The sequence below is a fragment of the Vibrio sp. 2092 genome (assembly GCF_033339635.1).
GTDB classification, from domain to species: Bacteria; Pseudomonadota; Gammaproteobacteria; order Enterobacterales; family Vibrionaceae; genus Vibrio; species Vibrio alginolyticus.
Window position 1 is genome coordinate 91399 of sequence record NZ_JAWOUY010000010.1, and the last position, 18411, is coordinate 109809.

At 45.2% G+C, this 18411-nt stretch carries 16 protein-coding genes; 4 read left to right on the forward strand and 12 right to left on the reverse strand.

Annotated features, from left to right (window positions below; all coding sequences use genetic code 11):
• Positions 1 to 119: 119 nt before the first annotated feature.
• Positions 120 to 1007 carry a zinc ABC transporter substrate-binding protein ZnuA gene (gene znuA, locus R7P80_RS17260; protein ID WP_033906913.1) on the reverse strand — a complete coding sequence of 296 codons (888 nt, stop codon included), beginning with the start codon at positions 1005 to 1007 and terminating at the stop codon, positions 120 to 122.
• Between the two features lie 78 nt (positions 1008 to 1085).
• On the opposite strand from znuA, the gene znuC reads away from it, so the two are divergent.
• On the forward strand, positions 1086 to 1874 hold the full coding sequence (gene znuC, locus R7P80_RS17265) for a zinc ABC transporter ATP-binding protein ZnuC (protein WP_005382185.1): 789 nt from the start codon (positions 1086 to 1088) through the stop codon (positions 1872 to 1874).
• On the forward strand, positions 1867 to 2652 hold the full coding sequence (gene znuB / locus R7P80_RS17270) for a zinc ABC transporter permease subunit ZnuB (protein WP_005382183.1): 786 nt from the start codon (positions 1867 to 1869) through the stop codon (positions 2650 to 2652). Before znuC ends, znuB begins: the two co-directional genes overlap by 8 nt.
• A gap of 118 nt (positions 2653 to 2770) precedes the next feature.
• On the opposite strand, the gene sucD is transcribed toward znuB, so the two are convergent.
• The 8 genes from sucD to sdhC all read right to left on the reverse strand — a co-directional run bounded on the left by sucD (position 2771) and on the right by sdhC (position 12480).
• Positions 2771 to 3643: a succinate--CoA ligase subunit alpha gene (gene sucD / locus R7P80_RS17275; RefSeq protein WP_005382181.1), complete on the reverse strand. Its 873-nt coding sequence runs from the start codon at positions 3641 to 3643 to the stop codon at positions 2771 to 2773.
• The gene (gene sucC / locus R7P80_RS17280; protein WP_005382179.1) at positions 3643 to 4809 is read right to left on the reverse strand and encodes an ADP-forming succinate--CoA ligase subunit beta; all 1167 of its coding nucleotides are present in this window, start codon (positions 4807 to 4809) and stop codon (positions 3643 to 3645) included. Before sucC ends, sucD begins: the two co-directional genes overlap by 1 nt.
• A 213-nt stretch (positions 4810 to 5022) precedes the next feature.
• A complete protein-coding gene (odhB, locus tag R7P80_RS17285) occupies positions 5023 to 6231 on the reverse strand; it encodes a 2-oxoglutarate dehydrogenase complex dihydrolipoyllysine-residue succinyltransferase (protein ID WP_005382177.1) in 1209 nt (402 codons plus the stop codon).
• A 28-nt stretch (positions 6232 to 6259) separates the two neighbouring features.
• Positions 6260 to 9085, reverse strand: coding sequence for a 2-oxoglutarate dehydrogenase E1 component (gene sucA / locus R7P80_RS17290; RefSeq protein WP_005382176.1), 2826 nt, complete (start codon positions 9083 to 9085; stop codon positions 6260 to 6262).
• 171 nt (positions 9086 to 9256) lie between these two features.
• Positions 9257 to 9967 (reverse strand): succinate dehydrogenase iron-sulfur subunit, encoded by a 711-nt coding sequence (locus R7P80_RS17295; protein ID WP_005382174.1) that lies wholly within the window; start codon positions 9965 to 9967, stop codon positions 9257 to 9259.
• A 15-nt stretch (positions 9968 to 9982) separates the two neighbouring features.
• On the reverse strand, positions 9983 to 11749 hold the full coding sequence (gene sdhA / locus R7P80_RS17300; RefSeq protein ID WP_005382172.1) for a succinate dehydrogenase flavoprotein subunit: 1767 nt from the start codon (positions 11747 to 11749) through the stop codon (positions 9983 to 9985).
• Positions 11750 to 12094 carry a succinate dehydrogenase, hydrophobic membrane anchor protein gene (sdhD, locus tag R7P80_RS17305; RefSeq protein WP_005382169.1) on the reverse strand — a complete coding sequence of 115 codons (345 nt, stop codon included), beginning with the start codon at positions 12092 to 12094 and terminating at the stop codon, positions 11750 to 11752.
• Entirely contained in the window at positions 12088 to 12480 is a 393-nt protein-coding gene (gene sdhC, locus R7P80_RS17310) for a succinate dehydrogenase cytochrome b556 subunit (RefSeq protein WP_017634811.1), read from the reverse strand. Before sdhC ends, sdhD begins: the two co-directional genes overlap by 7 nt.
• Before the next feature lie 396 nt (positions 12481 to 12876).
• On the opposite strand from sdhC, the gene R7P80_RS17315 reads away from it, so the two are divergent.
• Positions 12877 to 14166 carry a citrate synthase gene (locus tag R7P80_RS17315; protein ID WP_005382163.1) on the forward strand — a complete coding sequence of 430 codons (1290 nt, stop codon included), beginning with the start codon at positions 12877 to 12879 and terminating at the stop codon, positions 14164 to 14166.
• 92 nt (positions 14167 to 14258) lie between these two features.
• On the opposite strand, the gene R7P80_RS17320 is transcribed toward R7P80_RS17315, so the two are convergent.
• The gene (locus tag R7P80_RS17320) at positions 14259 to 15017 is read right to left on the reverse strand and encodes a Nif3-like dinuclear metal center hexameric protein (protein ID WP_025766984.1); all 759 of its coding nucleotides are present in this window, start codon (positions 15015 to 15017) and stop codon (positions 14259 to 14261) included.
• 232 nt (positions 15018 to 15249) lie between these two features.
• Between R7P80_RS17320 and R7P80_RS17325 the strand changes: the two genes are divergently transcribed.
• Positions 15250 to 16023, forward strand: coding sequence for a DUF1853 family protein (locus R7P80_RS17325; RefSeq protein ID WP_064369057.1), 774 nt, complete (start codon positions 15250 to 15252; stop codon positions 16021 to 16023).
• Positions 16024 to 16084: 61 nt separating this feature from the next.
• Here the strand turns inward: R7P80_RS17325 and pgm are convergent, their stop codons facing one another.
• Both pgm and seqA read right to left on the reverse strand, forming a co-directional pair.
• On the reverse strand, positions 16085 to 17731 hold the full coding sequence (pgm, locus tag R7P80_RS17330) for a phosphoglucomutase (alpha-D-glucose-1,6-bisphosphate-dependent) (protein WP_225491774.1): 1647 nt from the start codon (positions 17729 to 17731) through the stop codon (positions 16085 to 16087).
• Between the two features lie 92 nt (positions 17732 to 17823).
• Entirely contained in the window at positions 17824 to 18366 is a 543-nt protein-coding gene (seqA, locus tag R7P80_RS17335) for a replication initiation negative regulator SeqA (protein ID WP_005382149.1), read from the reverse strand.
• Between the last annotated feature and the right edge of the window lie 45 nt (positions 18367 to 18411).

The following is an 18411-nucleotide window of genomic DNA, read 5'->3' on the forward strand; positions in this document are numbered from 1 at the left end:
CTGATAATTATTGGTAATGATATCTCAATTACTTTCTGAGAAAAGGCTCGCCTTACCAAAGGTTGTAATTCTTACTACTGGATCACGTTAAAAAGACTACTCCTACATTACGACAGCACTTAATCTGACTTTTTGTTCAAGCATTGCTCAAAACTATTCGCCATATTGTTGAGAAAAGTAAAGTAACTGCCAGGTTTTGCTTCAATTGTACTCCCTAACGGGTCAAGCTCGCCTTTAGCGACATCACTGCCTCTCATTACGCTCTGAACGACAGCCGGGGTAAACTGAGGTTCAGAAAATACACAAGCCACATCTCCACCACTTAGCTTTTGACGAATTTGAATTAAGGTCTTCGCTCCTGGCTTGCGTTCTGGGCTCACAGTAAAATGCCCCATTTGATTTAGTTCATAACGATCTTCGAAATAACCGTAAGCATCATGGAATACAAAGTAACCTTTGTTTTTTACTGGTGCCAGCTTCTGCTTTATCTGTTGGTCAGTGTCTTTTAGCTCGAGTTCAAACTTTTTGAGGTTCGCTTGATATTGAGCTGCATTTTCCGGATCAAGTGATACAAGTTGATTCACAACAGCCTTGGCCACTTGTTGTGCTTGGCTTACACCTAGCCAAAAGTGCGGATCATGTGAGCCATGATCGTGCCCATCATGGTCATGGTTGTGCTCACTATCAAATTCACGCAATTCTAGATTTGGAATTTGACTAATAGTCAAAGTATTCGATCTATCCGAAACAACTTTCTCTAGAAACGGTTCAAGATCATGTCCGTACCAGATAACCAAATCAGCCGAAGCGACCTTTTTAACATCCGATGGACGCAAAGCATAGTCATGGGGTGATGTGTTAGACTGCAATAGCACGTCTGGTGAAGTTACTCCTTGAGTAAGCTCTGTTACTAACAACTGAATAGGTTTGATACTCGTCAGTACCGTTACCGCCTGTGCTGGCAGTGTTAACATTGCTGAGGCAGCAAGAATTAATGCTCTTTTCATAGTTTTACTTGGGATATGGCGTGGAAAGTGAGATAATGTTACATTATAACATTATTGATTTGCAAATGAGTTTCATTCATGTCTTCCTTAGTCCATCTTGAGCAGTTATGCGTCGAGTTCGATGGCCGCAGAGTTCTCGATAACATTAGTATGGAATTAGAAAAGGGCAAAATAACTACCCTAATTGGTCCCAATGGAGCGGGAAAATCAACGTTAGTCAAAGTTATCTTAGGTCTTCAAAAGCCAACTAGCGGCAAGTTGAACCGACAAAGAAAACTGAAAATTGGTTACGTTCCTCAAAAGTTGAAGCTCAATGACTCCCTTCCATTGAATGTAACCCGCTTTCTAAATTTAGCAGGAAAATACAGTAAGCAGGAGTGCATTGATGCATTAAGGCTTGTTGGCGCTGAACATTTACTTAATAGTAATATGCATCGCTTATCCGGTGGTGAAAACCAACGAGTGTTACTGGCTCGCGCTCTGCTTCAGCGTCCTCAGCTGTTGGTATTAGACGAACCAGCTCAGGGTGTGGATATCCAAGGTCAAATCGATCTCTATGACTTAATTGAGAGCATTCGTCACCGCTTTGATTGTGGCGTATTTATGGTGTCGCATGACTTACATTTAGTGATGGCGAAAACGGACGATGTTATTTGTCTGCATCACCATGTTTGCTGCTCAGGTTCACCTGCCACTATTACTCAGCACCCTTCTTACATCGCACTATTTGGCAATGCTGCGAGAGAGTCTCTCGCGTTTTATCATCACGACCATGAGCACCATCATCACGATTTATCCGGAACGCCAGTAAGCGGTGATGCGACATCATGCTCCCACCATAAACACGGACATCACCATCATGATTGAGTTTCTCCTACCTTCTATTCTTGCTGGTATTGGTATCGCGATCATTGCCGGTCCACTTGGGTCATTTGTCGTTTGGCGTAAAATGGCTTACTTCGGAGATACCCTAGCTCATGCATCGTTAATGGGCCTAGCGCTGGGCTTCTTGCTCAACGTAAATCTCTACCTTGCGCTACTCGTCTGCTGTTTAGCTCTGGCCGTTTTGCTTGTCACTCTGCAAAAGCAACAACTTGTGGCTACAGACACGTTGTTAGGTATCTTGGCACACAGTGCACTCTCTATCGGTTTAGTATCGGTTAGCTTTTTGGAAAACGTGCGCGTCGATTTAATGAGCTACCTATTTGGGGACTTACTTGCCGTCTCTCCACAAGATCTGATGTTTATTTACGCAGGTGTTGTTGCGGTAAGCGCGTGTTTGTACGTCTTCTGGCGCCCACTGCTTTCTAGCACTGTTAGTGAAGAACTTGCCGCTGTTGAGGGCGTGAATACAGACTTAGTTAGATTGGTGTTAATGCTAATGGTGGGTGTAGTAATCGCAGTAGGTATGAAGTTCGTTGGCGCGTTGATCATGACTTCGCTCCTAATTATCCCAGCAGCAACAGCACGTAAAGTCTCTTCATCACCAGAGCAAATGGCATTGTTCGCATCCATTATTGGCTCAGTGGCAGTACTGATGGGGCTTAGCCTATCATGGCACTTCGATACACCGGCCGGCCCTTCCGTAGTGATCAGCGCAACATCCTTATTTATGCTGAGCCAGCTGATTAAAAGCAAAGCATAATCGCATGAGCATTAAACGCGAAAGACCTTGCTAACAACAAACATAAACCCACGGAAACGGAAAAAGAAAAGCCTGCGAAGTCGCAGGCTTTTTAATACTTATTAAGTAGTGTGGTCGATTACCAACCCGTCACTTCACGTAGACCTTGGCCAATCTCTGCTAGAGATTTCACAGTTTTAACGCCAGCCGCTTCTAGTGCAGCAAATTTGTCTTCAGCAGTACCTTTACCACCAGAGATAATCGCACCAGCATGGCCCATACGCTTACCAGGAGGTGCAGTTACACCAGCAATGTAAGAAACCACTGGCTTCGTTACATTTTCTTTAATGTATGCTGCTGCTTCTTCTTCTGCAGTACCACCGATCTCACCGATCATAACGATCGCTTCTGTCTCAGGGTCTTCTTGGAACAGTTTTAGGATATCAATGAAGTTTGAACCCGGGATTGGGTCACCACCGATACCAACACAAGTAGACTGGCCGAAACCTTCGTCAGTGGTTTGCTTAACTGCTTCGTAAGTTAGAGTACCGCTACGAGATACAATACCTACTTTGCCTTTCTTGTGGATGTGACCAGGCATGATACCGATCTTACACTCATCAGGAGTGATAACGCCCGGACAGTTAGGACCAATCATGCGAACGCCGGTTTCTTCTAGCTTCACTTTTACGTCGATCATATCTGTAGTAGGGATACCTTCAGTAATCGTTACGATTAGCTCGATACCCGCGTCAATCGCTTCTAGGATTGCATCTTTACAGAAAGGTGCTGGTACGTAGATGACTGTCGCTGTTGCACCAGTCGCTTCTACTGCTTCACGAACTGTGTTGAATACAGGAAGACCTAGGTGAGTTTGGCCGCCTTTACCTGGAGACACACCACCAACCATTTGCGTACCGTATGCGATAGCTTGCTCTGAGTGGAAAGTACCTTGACCACCAGTGAACCCCTGACAGATTACTTTAGTGTCTTTGTTAATTAATACAGACATTATTTAGCCTCCGCAGCAGCAACAACTTTCTGAGCAGCATCAGTTAGCGACTCAGCAGCAATGATATCAACATCAGAATTAGCAAGAACTTCGCGACCTAGGTCAGCGTTAGTACCTTCAAGACGAACAACAACAGGTACGCTTACGCCTACCTCTTTAACCGCACCGATAATACCTTCTGCGATCATGTCACAACGTACAATACCACCGAAGATGTTAACAAGTACCGCTTTCACATTGTCATCAGATAGGATGATCTTGAATGCTTCAGCAACACGCTCTTTCGTCGCGCCGCCACCTACATCTAAGAAGTTAGCTGGTTTGCCGCCGTGTAGGTTTACGATATCCATCGTACCCATTGCTAGGCCTGCACCGTTAACCATACAGCCAACGTTACCGTCTAGTGCTACGTAGTTCAGCTCCCACTGAGCTGCGTGTGCTTCACGCTCATCTTCTTGTGAAGGATCGTGCATTTCACGAAGCTTAGGCTGACGATACAGTGCGTTTGAGTCGATGTTGATCTTACCGTCAAGACATAGCAAGTTGCCTTCGCCAGTAATCACAAGTGGGTTGATCTCTAGCAGAGCAAGATCGTACTGAGAGAACATAGTGCCAAGACCCATAAAGATCTTAACGAATTGTTTGATTTGGTCGCCTTCAAGACCAAGTTTGAACGCTAGCTCACGACCTTGGTAAGCTTGTGGACCTACTAGTGGGTCAATTGCTGCTTTGTGGATGAGTTCCGGCGTTTCTTCCGCAACTTTTTCAATTTCCACACCACCTTCGGTAGAAGCCATGAAAACGATCTTACGGCTAGCACGGTCAACTACCGCACCTAGGTATAGTTCGTTCGCAATATTTGAAGCTTCTTCAACAAGGATTTTTGTTACTGGCTGACCATTTGCGTCTGTTTGGTAAGTCACTAGGTTTTTACCTAACCACTTCTGTGCAAACTCTTTAACGCCTTCTTTTGTATCGTGTAGCTCTACGCCACCCGCTTTACCACGGCCACCAGCGTGAACCTGACATTTAACTACTTTCTTGGCTGTACTAATACGGCCTGCGGCTTCAAAAGCTTCTTGTGGTGTATCACACGCGTAGCCTTCTGGCACAGGCAAACCGAATTCTGCAAACAGCTGTTTGGCTTGGTATTCATGCAAATTCATTTCGATATTCCGTTTGTTTTTCCCTTAAGGGATTTATTATTTCCATAACGCTGCAGTCTTGGCTGCTTGTACGTCTGTAGGGTCTTCTCAAATCAATCCTTCATCATGAGTTCTCATACTGAAGGATTCAAATGAAGGCCAAACGTTGAGCTAGTCTAGCCATTGAAATTTTTAACGTCTAGCTACCTACGATAACTAGACGTTTTAGCGATATTAAACGTCTAATAGGAGACGTGCTGGGTCCTCTAGTAACTCTTTAATCGTTACTAGGAAACCAACTGATTCACGACCGTCAATTAGGCGGTGATCGTAAGATAACGCTAGGTACATCATCGGCAAGATTTCAACTTTGCCATCCACTGCCATCGGACGCTCTTGGATCTTATGCATACCAAGAATCGCTGATTGAGGTGGGTTGATGATTGGTGTAGACATTAGTGAACCGAACACACCACCGTTTGTGATAGTGAAGTTACCGCCCATTAGCTCGTCTACCGTTAGCTTGCCATCACGACCTTTAATAGCCAGCTCTTTGATGCCTTTTTCAACATCAGCGAAACCAAGCTTGTCACAGTCTTTTAGGACAGGTGTAACTAGACCACGTGGCGTTGATACCGCCATGCTAATGTCGAAGTAGTTGTGGTAAACAATGTCATCGCCATCAATCGAAGCATTTACTTCTGGGTAACGCTTAAGCGCTTCTGTTACTGCTTTCACGTAGAAAGACATGAAGCCCAAACGAATACCGTGACGCTCTTCGAACTGATCTTTGTACTGCTTACGAAGGTCCATGATTGGTTTCATGTTGACTTCGTTAAACGTCGTTAGCATTGCCGTGTTGTTCTTCGCTTCTAGCAGACGGTTAGCAACTGTCTTACGAAGGCGAGTCATTGGAACACGTTTCTGACTGCGAGCTGCTGCTGGCACGTCAACCACTGCTGGCGAGTCTTCTTTTGACGCAGATTTAGCGTTCGCAAGATGCGCTTCAATATCTTCGCGCGTAATACGACCACCAACACCAGTGCCTTTCACTTGGCTTGCTTCTAAGCCATGTTCAGCCAACAAACGGCGCACTGCTGGGCTTAGTGCGTCATTACTTTCTTCGCTAAGCGCAGCTTTGTGACGCTTATCAGGAGATGCTTCAGTACCTTCTGTTTTGTCTGCAGTTGGTTCACCTGCAACTGCGCCTGGCTTCAATTTAGCAATAATTTGTTTAGAAAGTACTGTCGCACCTTCTGCTTCAACAATAGCTTCTAAAACGCCAGCTTCCGGAGCTGGAACTTCTAGCACAACTTTGTCTGTTTCGATGTCAACCAAAACCTCGTCACGCTCTACTGCGTCGCCTGGTTGTTTGTGCCATGTCGCTACGGTTGCATCAGCAACTGATTCAGGTAAATCTGGAACCAGAATTTCAATTGTCATATCTGTTTCTTCCTTTAACTTCTAGTTCTTAATTCGAAGTTTTTGAGTTCACGTTCAGAGCGTCTTCAACCAACGCTTTTTGTTGTTTCAAGTGCACCGACATGTAGCCAACTGCTGGCGAAGCAGAAGCTGGGCGACCTGCGTATTTAAGATTTGCACCTGCAGGAATAGCGGCACGGAAGTTATGTTGGCTACAGTACCAAGCACCTTGGTTCTGCGGTTCTTCCTGACACCACACGAAGTCTTCAACGTTAGTGTATTGAGCAATTGCTGCTTGTACTTCTTCCATTGGGAATGGGTAAAGCTGTTCAATACGCACGATAGCAACATCGTCTTGCTCGTTGTTACGGCGCTGCTCTAGTAGGTCAAAGTAAACCTTACCAGCACAGAACACGACACGTTTCACTTTACTTGGTTCTAAATCATCTACTTCTGGAATTGCAGATTGGAATGTACCATCCGCCAAGTCTTCAATCGTTGAAGTACATAGAGGGTGGCGCAGCAAAGATTTCGGCGACATAACAATGAGAGGTCGACGCATTGGGCGTACAACCTGACGACGAATCATGTGGTACACCTGAGCCGGTGTTGAAGGAACCACAACCTGCATATTTTGCTCAGCACAAAGCTGAAGGTAACGCTCTAAACGTGCAGATGAGTGCTCAGGACCTTGACCTTCATAACCATGAGGTAGAAGCATAGTAAGACCGCACAAACGCGCCCACTTTTGCTCGCCTGACGAGATAAACTGGTCGATAACAACTTGTGCACCGTTGGCAAAATCACCAAACTGTGCTTCCCAGATAGTTAAACCACCTGGTTCGGCTGTTGCGTAACCGTATTCAAACGCCAACACAGCTTCTTCTGACAATACTGAGTCAAAGACTTGGAATGGCCCTTGGTTGTCATGAATATTCGCTAATGGAATGTAAGTGCTTGCATCGGTTTGGTTATGAAGAACCGAGTGACGGTGGAAGAAAGTACCACGACCCGAGTCCTGACCAGAAAGACGAATACGCTTGCCATCGTCAACCAATGTAGCATACGCCAATGTTTCAGCCATACCCCAGTCAATAGCTTTTTCACCGGTCATCATTGCTAGACGATCGTTGTATAGCTTATTAACACGGCTTTGCAGTTTATGGCTTTCTGGGTACTGACACAGACGATTGCCTAGCTCAATAAGGCGTGTCTTGTCGTATTTTGAATCCCACTCCATATCCCATTCGTGCCCTAAGTAAGGGGACCAGTCTACAGAGTGCAACGCCATTGGACGCCATTCTTTAACAACCACTTCACCGCGATCTAATGCATCGCGATACTCATTGACTAACTGAGTCGCTGTCTCGATATCTGATTCATTTTTATCGATCAGAACATCTGCATACAATTTGCGTGGTGTAGGATGCTTTTTGATTTTCTGGTACATCAAAGGCTGAGTCGCATTTGGCTCATCCGCCTCATTGTGACCGTGGCGACGGTAACATACAAGATCGATCACGACATCACGCTTGAACTCGTTACGGTAATCCAATGCAATGCGAGTAACAAAAGCAACTGCTTCTGGGTCATCTGCATTTACATGGAAAATTGGCGCCTGCACCATCTTCGCGATATCGGTACAGTACATCGTAGAACGCGTGTCACGAGGATTAGACGTCGTAAAGCCTACTTGGTTGTTGATGACGATACGTACCGTACCACCAACTTGGAACCCACGAGCAAGAGACATGTTGAACGTTTCGGCAACCACACCCTGACCAGCGATTGCAGAATCACCGTGGATGGTGATAGGAAGTACTTTGCTACCTTGATTATCACCCAAGCGGTCTTGACGTGCTCGAACTGAGCCCATGACTACCGGGTTTACGATTTCTAGGTGCGATGGGTTAAATGCAAGCGCTAAGTGAACATCACCGCCTGGAGTCGCAAAATCAGCAGAGAAACCTTGGTGATATTTCACATCACCCGTACCCCAAGTTTCGTCGTGTTTACCGGCGAACTCATCAAACAGGTCTTGAGGTTTCTTACCAAGTACGTTCACCAGCATGTTCAAACGACCGCGGTGAGCCATACCGATAACCACTTCACGCATTCCACTTGTACCCGCATGACGGATCAACTCTTTCGTCATCGGAATCAGCGCATCACCACCTTCTAAAGAGAAACGTTTTGCACCTGGGAATTTCGCCCCGAGGTAACGCTCCAAACCTTCAGCGGCTGTTAGCTCTTCTAGAAATGTGCGCTTCTCATCTTTGTTGAATGATGGCTGGCCTACGACAGACTCAAGGCGCTGCTGAATCCAACGCTTTTGCTCTGTGTCAGTCATGTGCATGTATTCAGCACCGATGGAACCGCAATAAGTTTTGTTGAGGGCTTCATAGATATCTTTCAACTTCATGGTTTCTTGCCCAACAGCAAAAGAACCTACGTTGAAAGTTTCTTCGAAGTCATCTTCGGTAAGATTATGAAAAGCAGGGTCTAACTCCGCCACGGTTGGGCGTTGCCATAGACCTAGTGGGTCTAATTCTGCAGCTTCATGCCCGCGGAAACGGTATGCGTTGATTAGCTGTAGAACTTTTACTTGTTTTGCATCGACATCTGGGTCACTAACTTGGACATTGTAATGCTTTGTTTCTCTAGCGAGTCGTCGGAAGTAGTCACGGACACGTGAATGTGGTTGTTCTGCCACTTCTTCTGATGGCTTAGGCAAGCCTTCAAAAACACGTTTCCACTCCTCACTTACCAGATCGGGATCACTTAGATACAGTTCGTAGAGGTCCTCTACATACGTTGCATTGGCGCCAGCCAAGTGTGAAGACTCGAGCCATGCCTTCATCACGCCGTTGTGCATATTTTCCCTTAACCAGTAGTTTTCACGTTTGCTTCGGTCTTTGCCGAGCTATAAGAGCCGACTAAAAATACGGTCGGCAATTTTTGTATTCTTTACTCGAATATTACTGAAGCAGTGAAGCGGTCATATCGGGTGATCCGCAACACTGCGACATTCCTAAGAGCGAGTATATTAAACCGAACGATTAACCAACATCGACTTAATGTGACCGATGGCTTTCGTCGGATTTAATCCCTTAGGACAAACACTTACACAATTCATGATGCCATGGCAACGAAAAACGCTAAATGCATCATCAAGATCAGACAAACGTTCATCTGTTGCCGTATCGCGGCTATCAATTAGCCAACGGTACGCTGCGAGAAGACCAGCTGGGCCGATGAATTTATCAGGGTTCCACCAGAATGATGGGCAAGACGTTGTACAACATGCACACATGATACATTCGTACAATCCATCTAAATGCGCACGGTCATCAGGCGATTGTAGATTCTCACGTGATGGTGGTAATGCACCATCATCAATCAAGAATGGTTTAACTTTCGCATAGTTATCATAGAACTGCGTCATGTCAACGATAAGATCGCGCACGACAGGTAGCCCTGGTAGTGGACGAATAACTATCTTATCGCCTTGTAGAGCAGATAACGGTGTGATACACGCTAGGCCGTTTTTACCATTCATATTCAAACCATCAGAACCACATACCCCTTCACGGCATGAGCGACGGAACGCGATGCTTGGATCTTGCTCTTTTAGCAGAATCAATGCATCAAGCACCATCATGTCCGAGCCTTCGTCTACCTCAAGGGTATACTCTTTCATGTAAGGCTTAGTATCCACATCCGGGTTGTAACGGTATAAAGAGAAGTTTAATTTCATAGTCGTATCCTCCCTTTAGTATGTACGTACTTTCGGCGGGAAAGCTTCACGATGCGTTGGCGTCATGTTCACATCACGCTTAGTCATCGCTTCTGTTTCCGGATTGTAGATAGAGTGGCATAGCCAGTTCTCATCGTCACGCTCAGGGAAATCGAAACGAGCATGTGCGCCACGACTCTCTGTACGGTAGTTCGCTGCAACGGCAGTTGAAAACGCGGTTTCCATCAGGTTATCAAGTTCTAGACACTCGATACGCTGCGTGTTGAACTCTGAAGACTTGTCCGCTAGATGTGCATCTTTCAAACGTTCGCGAATCACTTTCAACTCTTCTAGACCGGTTGCCATCGCATCGCCTTCACGGAATACCGAGAAGCTGTTTTGCATGCATGCTTGTAGGTCTTTACGAATCTGAACTGGATCTTCACCACCAGTGCTGTTTTCCCAACGCATAGTACGCGCTAGAGACGCTTCAATATCAGATTCTGTTGCAGGACGAGCTTCCGCTTGCGCTGCTAGCGTTTCGCCAAGGTGCAAGCCAGTGGCACGACCAAATACGACCAAGTCTAGTAATGAGTTGCCGCCCAGACGGTTAGCACCGTGTACCGATACAGAAGCAATCTCACCACATGCGTAAAGGCCTTGAACTTCCATCTCGCTACCGTCGGCCTTCTGCTTAATTGCTTGGCCAGAGACTTGAGTAGGTACACCACCCATCATGTAGTGACAAGTTGGAATTACTGGAATTGGCTCTTTCACTGGGTCAACGTGTGCAAATGTACGAGACAGTTCACAGATACCTGGTAGACGTGATTCAAGTACTTCTTTACCAAGGTGATCAAGTTTCAACTTGATATGTGGACCCCAAGGGCCATCACAACCGCGGCCTTCACGGATTTCAATCATCATTGAACGAGCAACCACGTCACGACCAGCAAGGTCTTTCGCGTTTGGAGCATAACGTTCCATGAAGCGTTCACCATCTTTATTTAGAAGGTAACCACCTTCACCACGACAACCTTCCGTCACTAGAACACCCGCGCCAGCAATACCTGTTGGGTGGAACTGCCACATTTCCATGTCTTGCATTGGAACGCCTGCGCGAAGTGCCATACCAACGCCATCACCCGTGTTGATGTGCGCGTTAGTGGTCGATGCGTAAATACGACCTGCACCACCTGTAGCTAGAATGGTTGCTTTCGATTTGAAGTAACAGATTTCACCCGTTTCCATACAAATCGCAGTACAACCCATGATTGCGCCGTCTTGGTTTTTCACAAGATCCAAAGCGTACCACTCCGAGAAGATGGTTGTTTTGTGTTTTACGTTTTGCTGGTAAAGCGTGTGAAGAAGTGCGTGACCAGTACGGTCTGCAGCAGCGGCTGTACGAGCAGCCTGCTCACCACCAAACTCTTTAGATTGACCACCGAATGGACGTTGGTAGATGGTACCGTTATCGAAACGAGAGAATGGAAGACCCATCTTTTCAAGCTCGATAACTGACTCAGGACCATTTTTACACATGTATTCAATCGCGTTCTGGTCACCGATGTAGTCAGAACCTTTAACGGTATCGTACATGTGCCATTGCCAATCGTCTTTGTGCGAGTTACCCAGAGCAACGGTAATGCCGCCCTGTGCAGACACAGTATGAGAACGTGTTGGAAATACTTTTGACAACAAAGCACATGATAGGCCTTGTTCTGAAATTTGTAGTGCAGCGCGCATACCTGCACCACCAGCGCCGATTACTACGGCATCAAACTCACGAACTGGAATAGACACTTACGCACCCCACAGAATAAATAGACCAGAGAAGACATAGCCGAATAGCACGGCAATAACACCAAGTTGTAGTGCGCCACGTAGTTTCGCGCACTTAATGTAATCAGTTAATACCTGCCACAAACCAACCCATGCGTGAATCAGGATCGAGACAAGTGCCAACATGGTGAATACTTTAGTGAAGGTACCACCAAAGAATTGGGTCCAAGATGCGTAAGAGATATCTGAAAATGCACAGAAGCTAATCAGATAAATCGTGTATAGCGTCATAATGATTGCAGTTGCACGAATTAGTAGGAAATCGTGTACACCATTACGACCAAATGAAGATACGTGTTTTACCATACCAAGATCCCCGCCAATAATGATAATACTGCTGTTGCACCAAACGCGACTTTAGCGCTCATCGTGCCTGAATCTAGTTCTTCAAAGTGACCTAGATCCATCAATAAGTGACGGATACCACCTGCGATGTGGTAGGCAAGTGCAGTAAGAATTCCCCACAGGATGAATTTTACGAAGAAACTATCGACGATGTCAGCGGCTTCCATAAAACCCATTGGGGATGACAGAGAAATGGATAGTAACCACAGTAATATACCCACCGCAACAAACGTAATTACCCCAGACACACGGTGTAGGATGGATGCGATTGCTGTGATAGGAAAGTGGATGGTCTGTAAATCTAAATTAACAGGTCTTGACTTTCTTTCTTTCACGGGCTTGCTCACTCAGCTCCATTGAGCATTTATTGTTATAACCAATTTCAGCTTCCAAACGTACAAAAGTTAACATCTATTTAACAAATATCGCGAGTAACCACTCAGATAATTGTAAACAAGTTGTTAACAAACGGAATCCAGCAACAAACCTCACTCTTTGTTTCTAGCCCCGAATTTATAAGGATTTAACTAAAATTTTCTTTGCCAATATACGGCGAGCAACATTCTAATACAATTGGTGTAACAAATTATGCTACATAGAACAGATTTTTAACGATTTTCATGAGAAAAATCATAACAAGTGCACACAAAGATGGAGAAAAATTGACTTTAAGCTTTAACAACAGTACAAAAATGGCACATAAACATCCTGGACGGATTAAATAATAAACAAAGGAGATTGTTATGGCGGATAAGAAAGCGACCCTTCATGTTGAAGGTCAAGCGCCAATCGAACTGCCAATTATGGACGGTACGCTAGGTACACCTGTAATTGACGTTCGTAAGCTGGGAGCCAATGGTTACTTTACTTTTGACCCAGGTTTTCTTGCCACTGCATCTTGTGAATCATCAATCACGTACATCGATGGCGGCAAAGGTATTCTTTTGCACCGCGGTTTCCCGATTGATCAATTAGCCAATAACGCAGATTACTTAGAAGTATGTTACATCCTTCTTTATGGTGAAGCCCCTACCCGAGAACAATACGAGCAATTCAAAACGACCGTTACTCGTCACACAATGGTACACGAGCAAATCGCAAGCTTTTTCCATGGCTTCCGACGCGATGCACACCCAATGGCGGTAATGTGTGGTGTAGTTGGAGCACTTGCAGCCTTCTATCACGACTCTCTTGACATTAACAACGACGAACACCGCGAAATTGCAGCGTACCGTCTGCTGTCAAAAATGCCAACACTGGCGGCGATGTGTTACAAATACTCTATCGGTCAGCCATTTATTTACCCTCGTAACGACCTTAGCTACGCTGAGAACTTCTTGCATATGATGTTCGCAAATCCTTGCGAAGAATATGAAGTAAATCCTGTGGTTGCCCGTGCGATGGATAAGATTTTCACTCTACACGCGGATCATGAACAGAATGCGTCGACATCAACTGTACGCCTAGCTGGCTCTTCTGGTGCGAACCCATTTGCATGTATTGCCGCTGGTATTGCATCCCTTTGGGGGCCTGCTCACGGTGGTGCAAACGAAGCCTGCTTGAGAATGCTAGAAGAGATTGGCAGCGTCGATAACATCCCTGAATATGTAGACCGCGCGAAAGACAAAGATGACCCATTCCGCTTAATGGGCTTTGGTCACCGCGTTTACAAGAACTACGACCCACGTGCGACAGTAATGCGCGAAACGTGTCATGAAGTTCTCAAAGAGCTAAACATTCAAGACCCTCTGCTAGACGTTGCAATGGAACTTGAGCGCATTGCACTTTCTGATGAGTACTTCGTTTCTAAGAAGCTGTACCCGAACGTAGACTTCTACTCAGGTATCATTCTTAAAGCGATTGGTATTCCAGTTTCTATGTTTACGGTTATCTTCGCGATTTCTCGTACCATCGGCTGGATTGCTCACTGGAACGAAATGCACAGCGATCCACTGAACCGCATCGGTCGTCCTCGTCAGCTATACACTGGCGAAACACAACGTGAGTTTTCTCCACTTCACGAACGTGAATGATCTTTTAGTACGAAGATAGACAAACAAAAGGGTTGAGATTTTCGTCTCAACCCTTTTTTCTTTTTTGCGTTTAACGTTATTAATGGAGAACGCTAAACCGGATTATCAATATCGATAAACTCCACATGTAGGCCATATTCATCCGCTAGCCATTTGCCTAAGGCCTGAACACCATAACGCTCAGTAGCATGATGACCTGCAGCAAAGTAATGAATGTCCATTTCACGAGCAGTATAAGTGGTGCGCTCTGAAATTTCTCCAGAGATAAATGCATCCAGCCCGTGCTGTACAGCAAGTTCAATGAAATCCTGCCCTCCACCAGTACACCAGCCGACTGTCTCAATCATCTTATCAGTATTCTCTGGAGCGATATGCAGAGGCTCTCTTTCAAGAACTTGGTTGATCTTACTCGCAAATTCAACACCAGACATCGGCTTTTTCAAACGCCCAAACATAGCAACTGACTGAGGGTGCCCTTCAAGCCCACCTTCTACTTCGATTTCAAGTAAGCGAGCTAATTCAGCGTTGTTGCCTAGCTCTGGATGAATATCTAGAGGAAGGTGATAACCATATAAGTTGATATCATTTTTGATCAGGCTACGAATTCGTTTACCTTTCATACCACGAATTGGCTCAGGTTCACCTTTCCAAAAATAACCGTGATGAACGAGTAATGCGTCTGCATTAAGCTCAATCGCTTTATCGATTAAGGCTTGAGAGGCAGTTACGCCAGTGATAATACGCTTTACGGCTGGCGTCCCTTCTACCTGTAACCCGTTTGGTGCGTAATCTTTAATTAACTGCGGTGACAGTTTGTCATTAAGAATCTGTTCTAGCTTTAAGTTATTCATTATTACTTCCAATTTCTAGCGCATGTAAACCTAAATAACCTCTCGATGAAATCAGACCGAGAGTGTGCAACCTAGTTGATACAACAACGTTTTGACATCTGGCACCTTGATATCATTTAGGTACTTAAAGTGTATCTCGAACCCTAATATCGATGCTAGCCACCCTACCCTCAAAAGCAAATTTAGTTACAATAACAAAGCTTTTCGCCTCACCATACATATAGGGATACGGATGAACCAACTGCAACGCTTTTACCAATGGATCGCCACTTCACCTCCTCTTTTCAAGTTACGCCCTCCGTTTACAACCTTAGAGGATCTTTCGGTAACGCCTTTAAATAACGCTGAGCAATACAATGGTAATCCAAGATTGGGCTTTTTATATCAGCACTTATGCACTGCAGTTCTCTCTAGTTCAGAACGATATCAGGTTATCGCGGAAGAGGTTCAGTTAAACGACATCGAAGGTAAGACTATTGGTGCTATCGACTTGGTGTTGCGGAATACAGAATCAAATCAAATAGAACACTGGGAAGTAGCGATTAAGTTTTATCTTCTTTATAACGGCGTATGGTATGGTCCGAATGCTCACGACCAGCTGCATACAAAACTGAATAGAATGCTTACTCATCAGTTAAAAATGAGCGATCGCCCGGAATTTCAAAAAATAATTCCGTTAAACGACGCTCCACAAGAACGTCTATTGATGCAAGGACGACTCTATATTAATCCGTTTACTCCAGAGCCAACTCCTAGCGAGTGCTTGGGTTATGAATTAAATCCAAGTCAGATTAGTGGTTACTGGTGCTATCAAAGTCAATGGGATTTAATTGGTAAACCCCTTTATCATTTACATAAACCATGCTGGGCGATCGGAACAGACGATTTCTCTCAACCTATTGAAAAGCCTTTAGATCGATTCATACACGCACAAACGGAAGACGGTCAATTCTGGTTTGTGGTACCAGATTCATGGCCCGGAGATAAAGCTGTTCGGGGCACTTAAACATGAAAGGGTTGATGTTTTCACATCAACCCTTTGCTAGATACATTGACCATTGGATGTTTTACAAACCAGCGGCTGCAAACACTTGATTAACTATTTCTTGTGCTTCTGCTTCGATTTGTTTTAGGTGCTCTTCACCTTTAAAACTCTCACAGTAAATCTTGTAGATATCTTCTGTGCCTGATGGACGAGCAGCAAACCAGCCATTCGCTGTTGTTACTTTTAGACCACCGATTGCAGCACCATTACCAGGCGCATGCGTGAGACGAGCCGTAATTGGATCACCCGCTAGTGTTTCAGCCGCGACCATTTCTGGCGACAACTTCTTCAGCACGTCTTTTTGTGGGCCATTTGCTACAGCTTGAATACGGTTGTACTTAGATTCACCGTGCTTCGCTGCAAGCTCTTCATAGTAATCTTGAGGGTTCTTACCCGTTACCGCAGTGATCTCTGCTGCTAGAAGGCATAGCAAGATGCCATCTTTGTCTGTTGACCAAGGCGTGCCATCTTTACGAAGGAAAGACGCACCAGCACTTTCTTCGCCGCCGAAACCAAACTTACCAGTGTACAGACCGTCTACAAACCATTTGAAACCAACAGGCACTTCACATAGCTCACGACCTAGATCCGCAACAACACGGTCAATCAGCGCACTTGAAACTAGTGTTTTACCAACAGCGACGTCTTTACCCCACGCGTCACGATGACGGTACAAGTAGTCAATACAAACGGCTAAGAAGTGGTTCGGGTTCATCAAACCTTTTGGCGTAACGATACCGTGACGGTCGTAGTCAGGATCGTTACCAAATGCTAAATCGTATTCGTCTTTCAGTGCCAATAGACCCGCCATTGCGTAAGGAGAAGAACAGTCCATACGCACAACGCCGTCTTTATCTAGCGACATGAATTGGAAAGAAGGATCGATCGATTCATTTACTAGCGTTAGGTCTAGGTTGTATGCCTGACCAATTTGACGCCAGTAATCGATACCGCTGCCACCCAATGGATCTACACCAATCTTCAGGTTCGCCTTTTGGATTGCTTCCATATCGATAACGTTCACCAGGTCATCGATGTATGGCTTCACCAAGTCCATCTCTACAAACAGATCCGATGCTTTTGCTTCTGCTAGTGGTAGGCGTTTAACACCTTGTAAACCTTCAGCAATCAATTCGTTCGCACGATCTTCGATAGCTTGAGTCAACTCAGCTTCAGCAGGACCACCATGTGTCGGATTGTATTTGATACCGCCGTCTTGTGGTGGGTTATGTGATGGGGTAATAACGATACCGTCTGCTTTTTCATCGTGTTTGATGTTGTAAGTCAGAATCGCGTGTGAAATACCCGGTGTTGGCGTGTAACCGTTGTCTTGTTGGACAATCACTTTCACACCATTTGCGATCAATACTTCAATCACACTTGAAAAAGCTGGTTCAGATAGCGCATGCGTGTCTTTACCCACAAACAACGGGCCAGTTGTGCCTTGCTCAGCACGAACTTCTGCTACCGCTTGAGCGATCGCTAAAATGTGGTTTTCGTTAAAAGTGTGCTTGTCTGCAGTACCGCGGTGGCCAGAAGTACCAAATTGAACTTTGTGTTCTGCGTTTGCCGCGTCTGGTTGAAGTAAGAAGTAGTTAGCAACGAGTGCTGGGATATTGTGAAGATCTTCCTGCTGCGCTTTTTGCCCAGCACGAGGGTGCATAGCCATGTTTGACATCCTTTCTTTCAATACAAATAAAATTAAAAAAGCCTCATAATATCCGCTCACTGCGACGCATTATGAGGCTTCTATCAGGTTTCTTAGATTGAACCTGTTACTTTTTCTATTAAGTCAGGTTGGAACCCCATGTGTGCCATCACTTGTTCAACCATCTGTCTTTTACGACTTGTATTGTTATTCGTGATAACCCAAAACGGTGTGCCAGGAATGGCTTTTGGCTTGGTCGTATTACCGTTTGCTAGCAAGGTTTCTTCATTATCTGCAAAGTACACGCGTTTGCGTCCTTTTACATTCGTAGCCTGGGCGAAACCTTCTGGATTCAATTTATGTAAGGTCGATAATACTAACATAAAGCGATCAATCGCTTTTTTTAGACCGGCAAACTCATCAGAAATAAGCAGTGAACGCATTTCTTTCACTACATCAACAGATTCCGTTTTACCCGCATCTTTACTTACTACAATCCCTTGTGGCTTCTCTACTACAGGCGCGGCTTTAGCTTCCTGCAACTGACCATCAAGGTTTAAAAGGCGTCGCAAAATATCCGAGGCGCTTTCACCGATATGCTTAGTTTGACTAGCTATATAACGGTATAGATCCTCATCAACCTCAATTGTTTTCATTCGCTTTTCACATTCTCAATGTTTAAACTCTGGGGGATTATAACG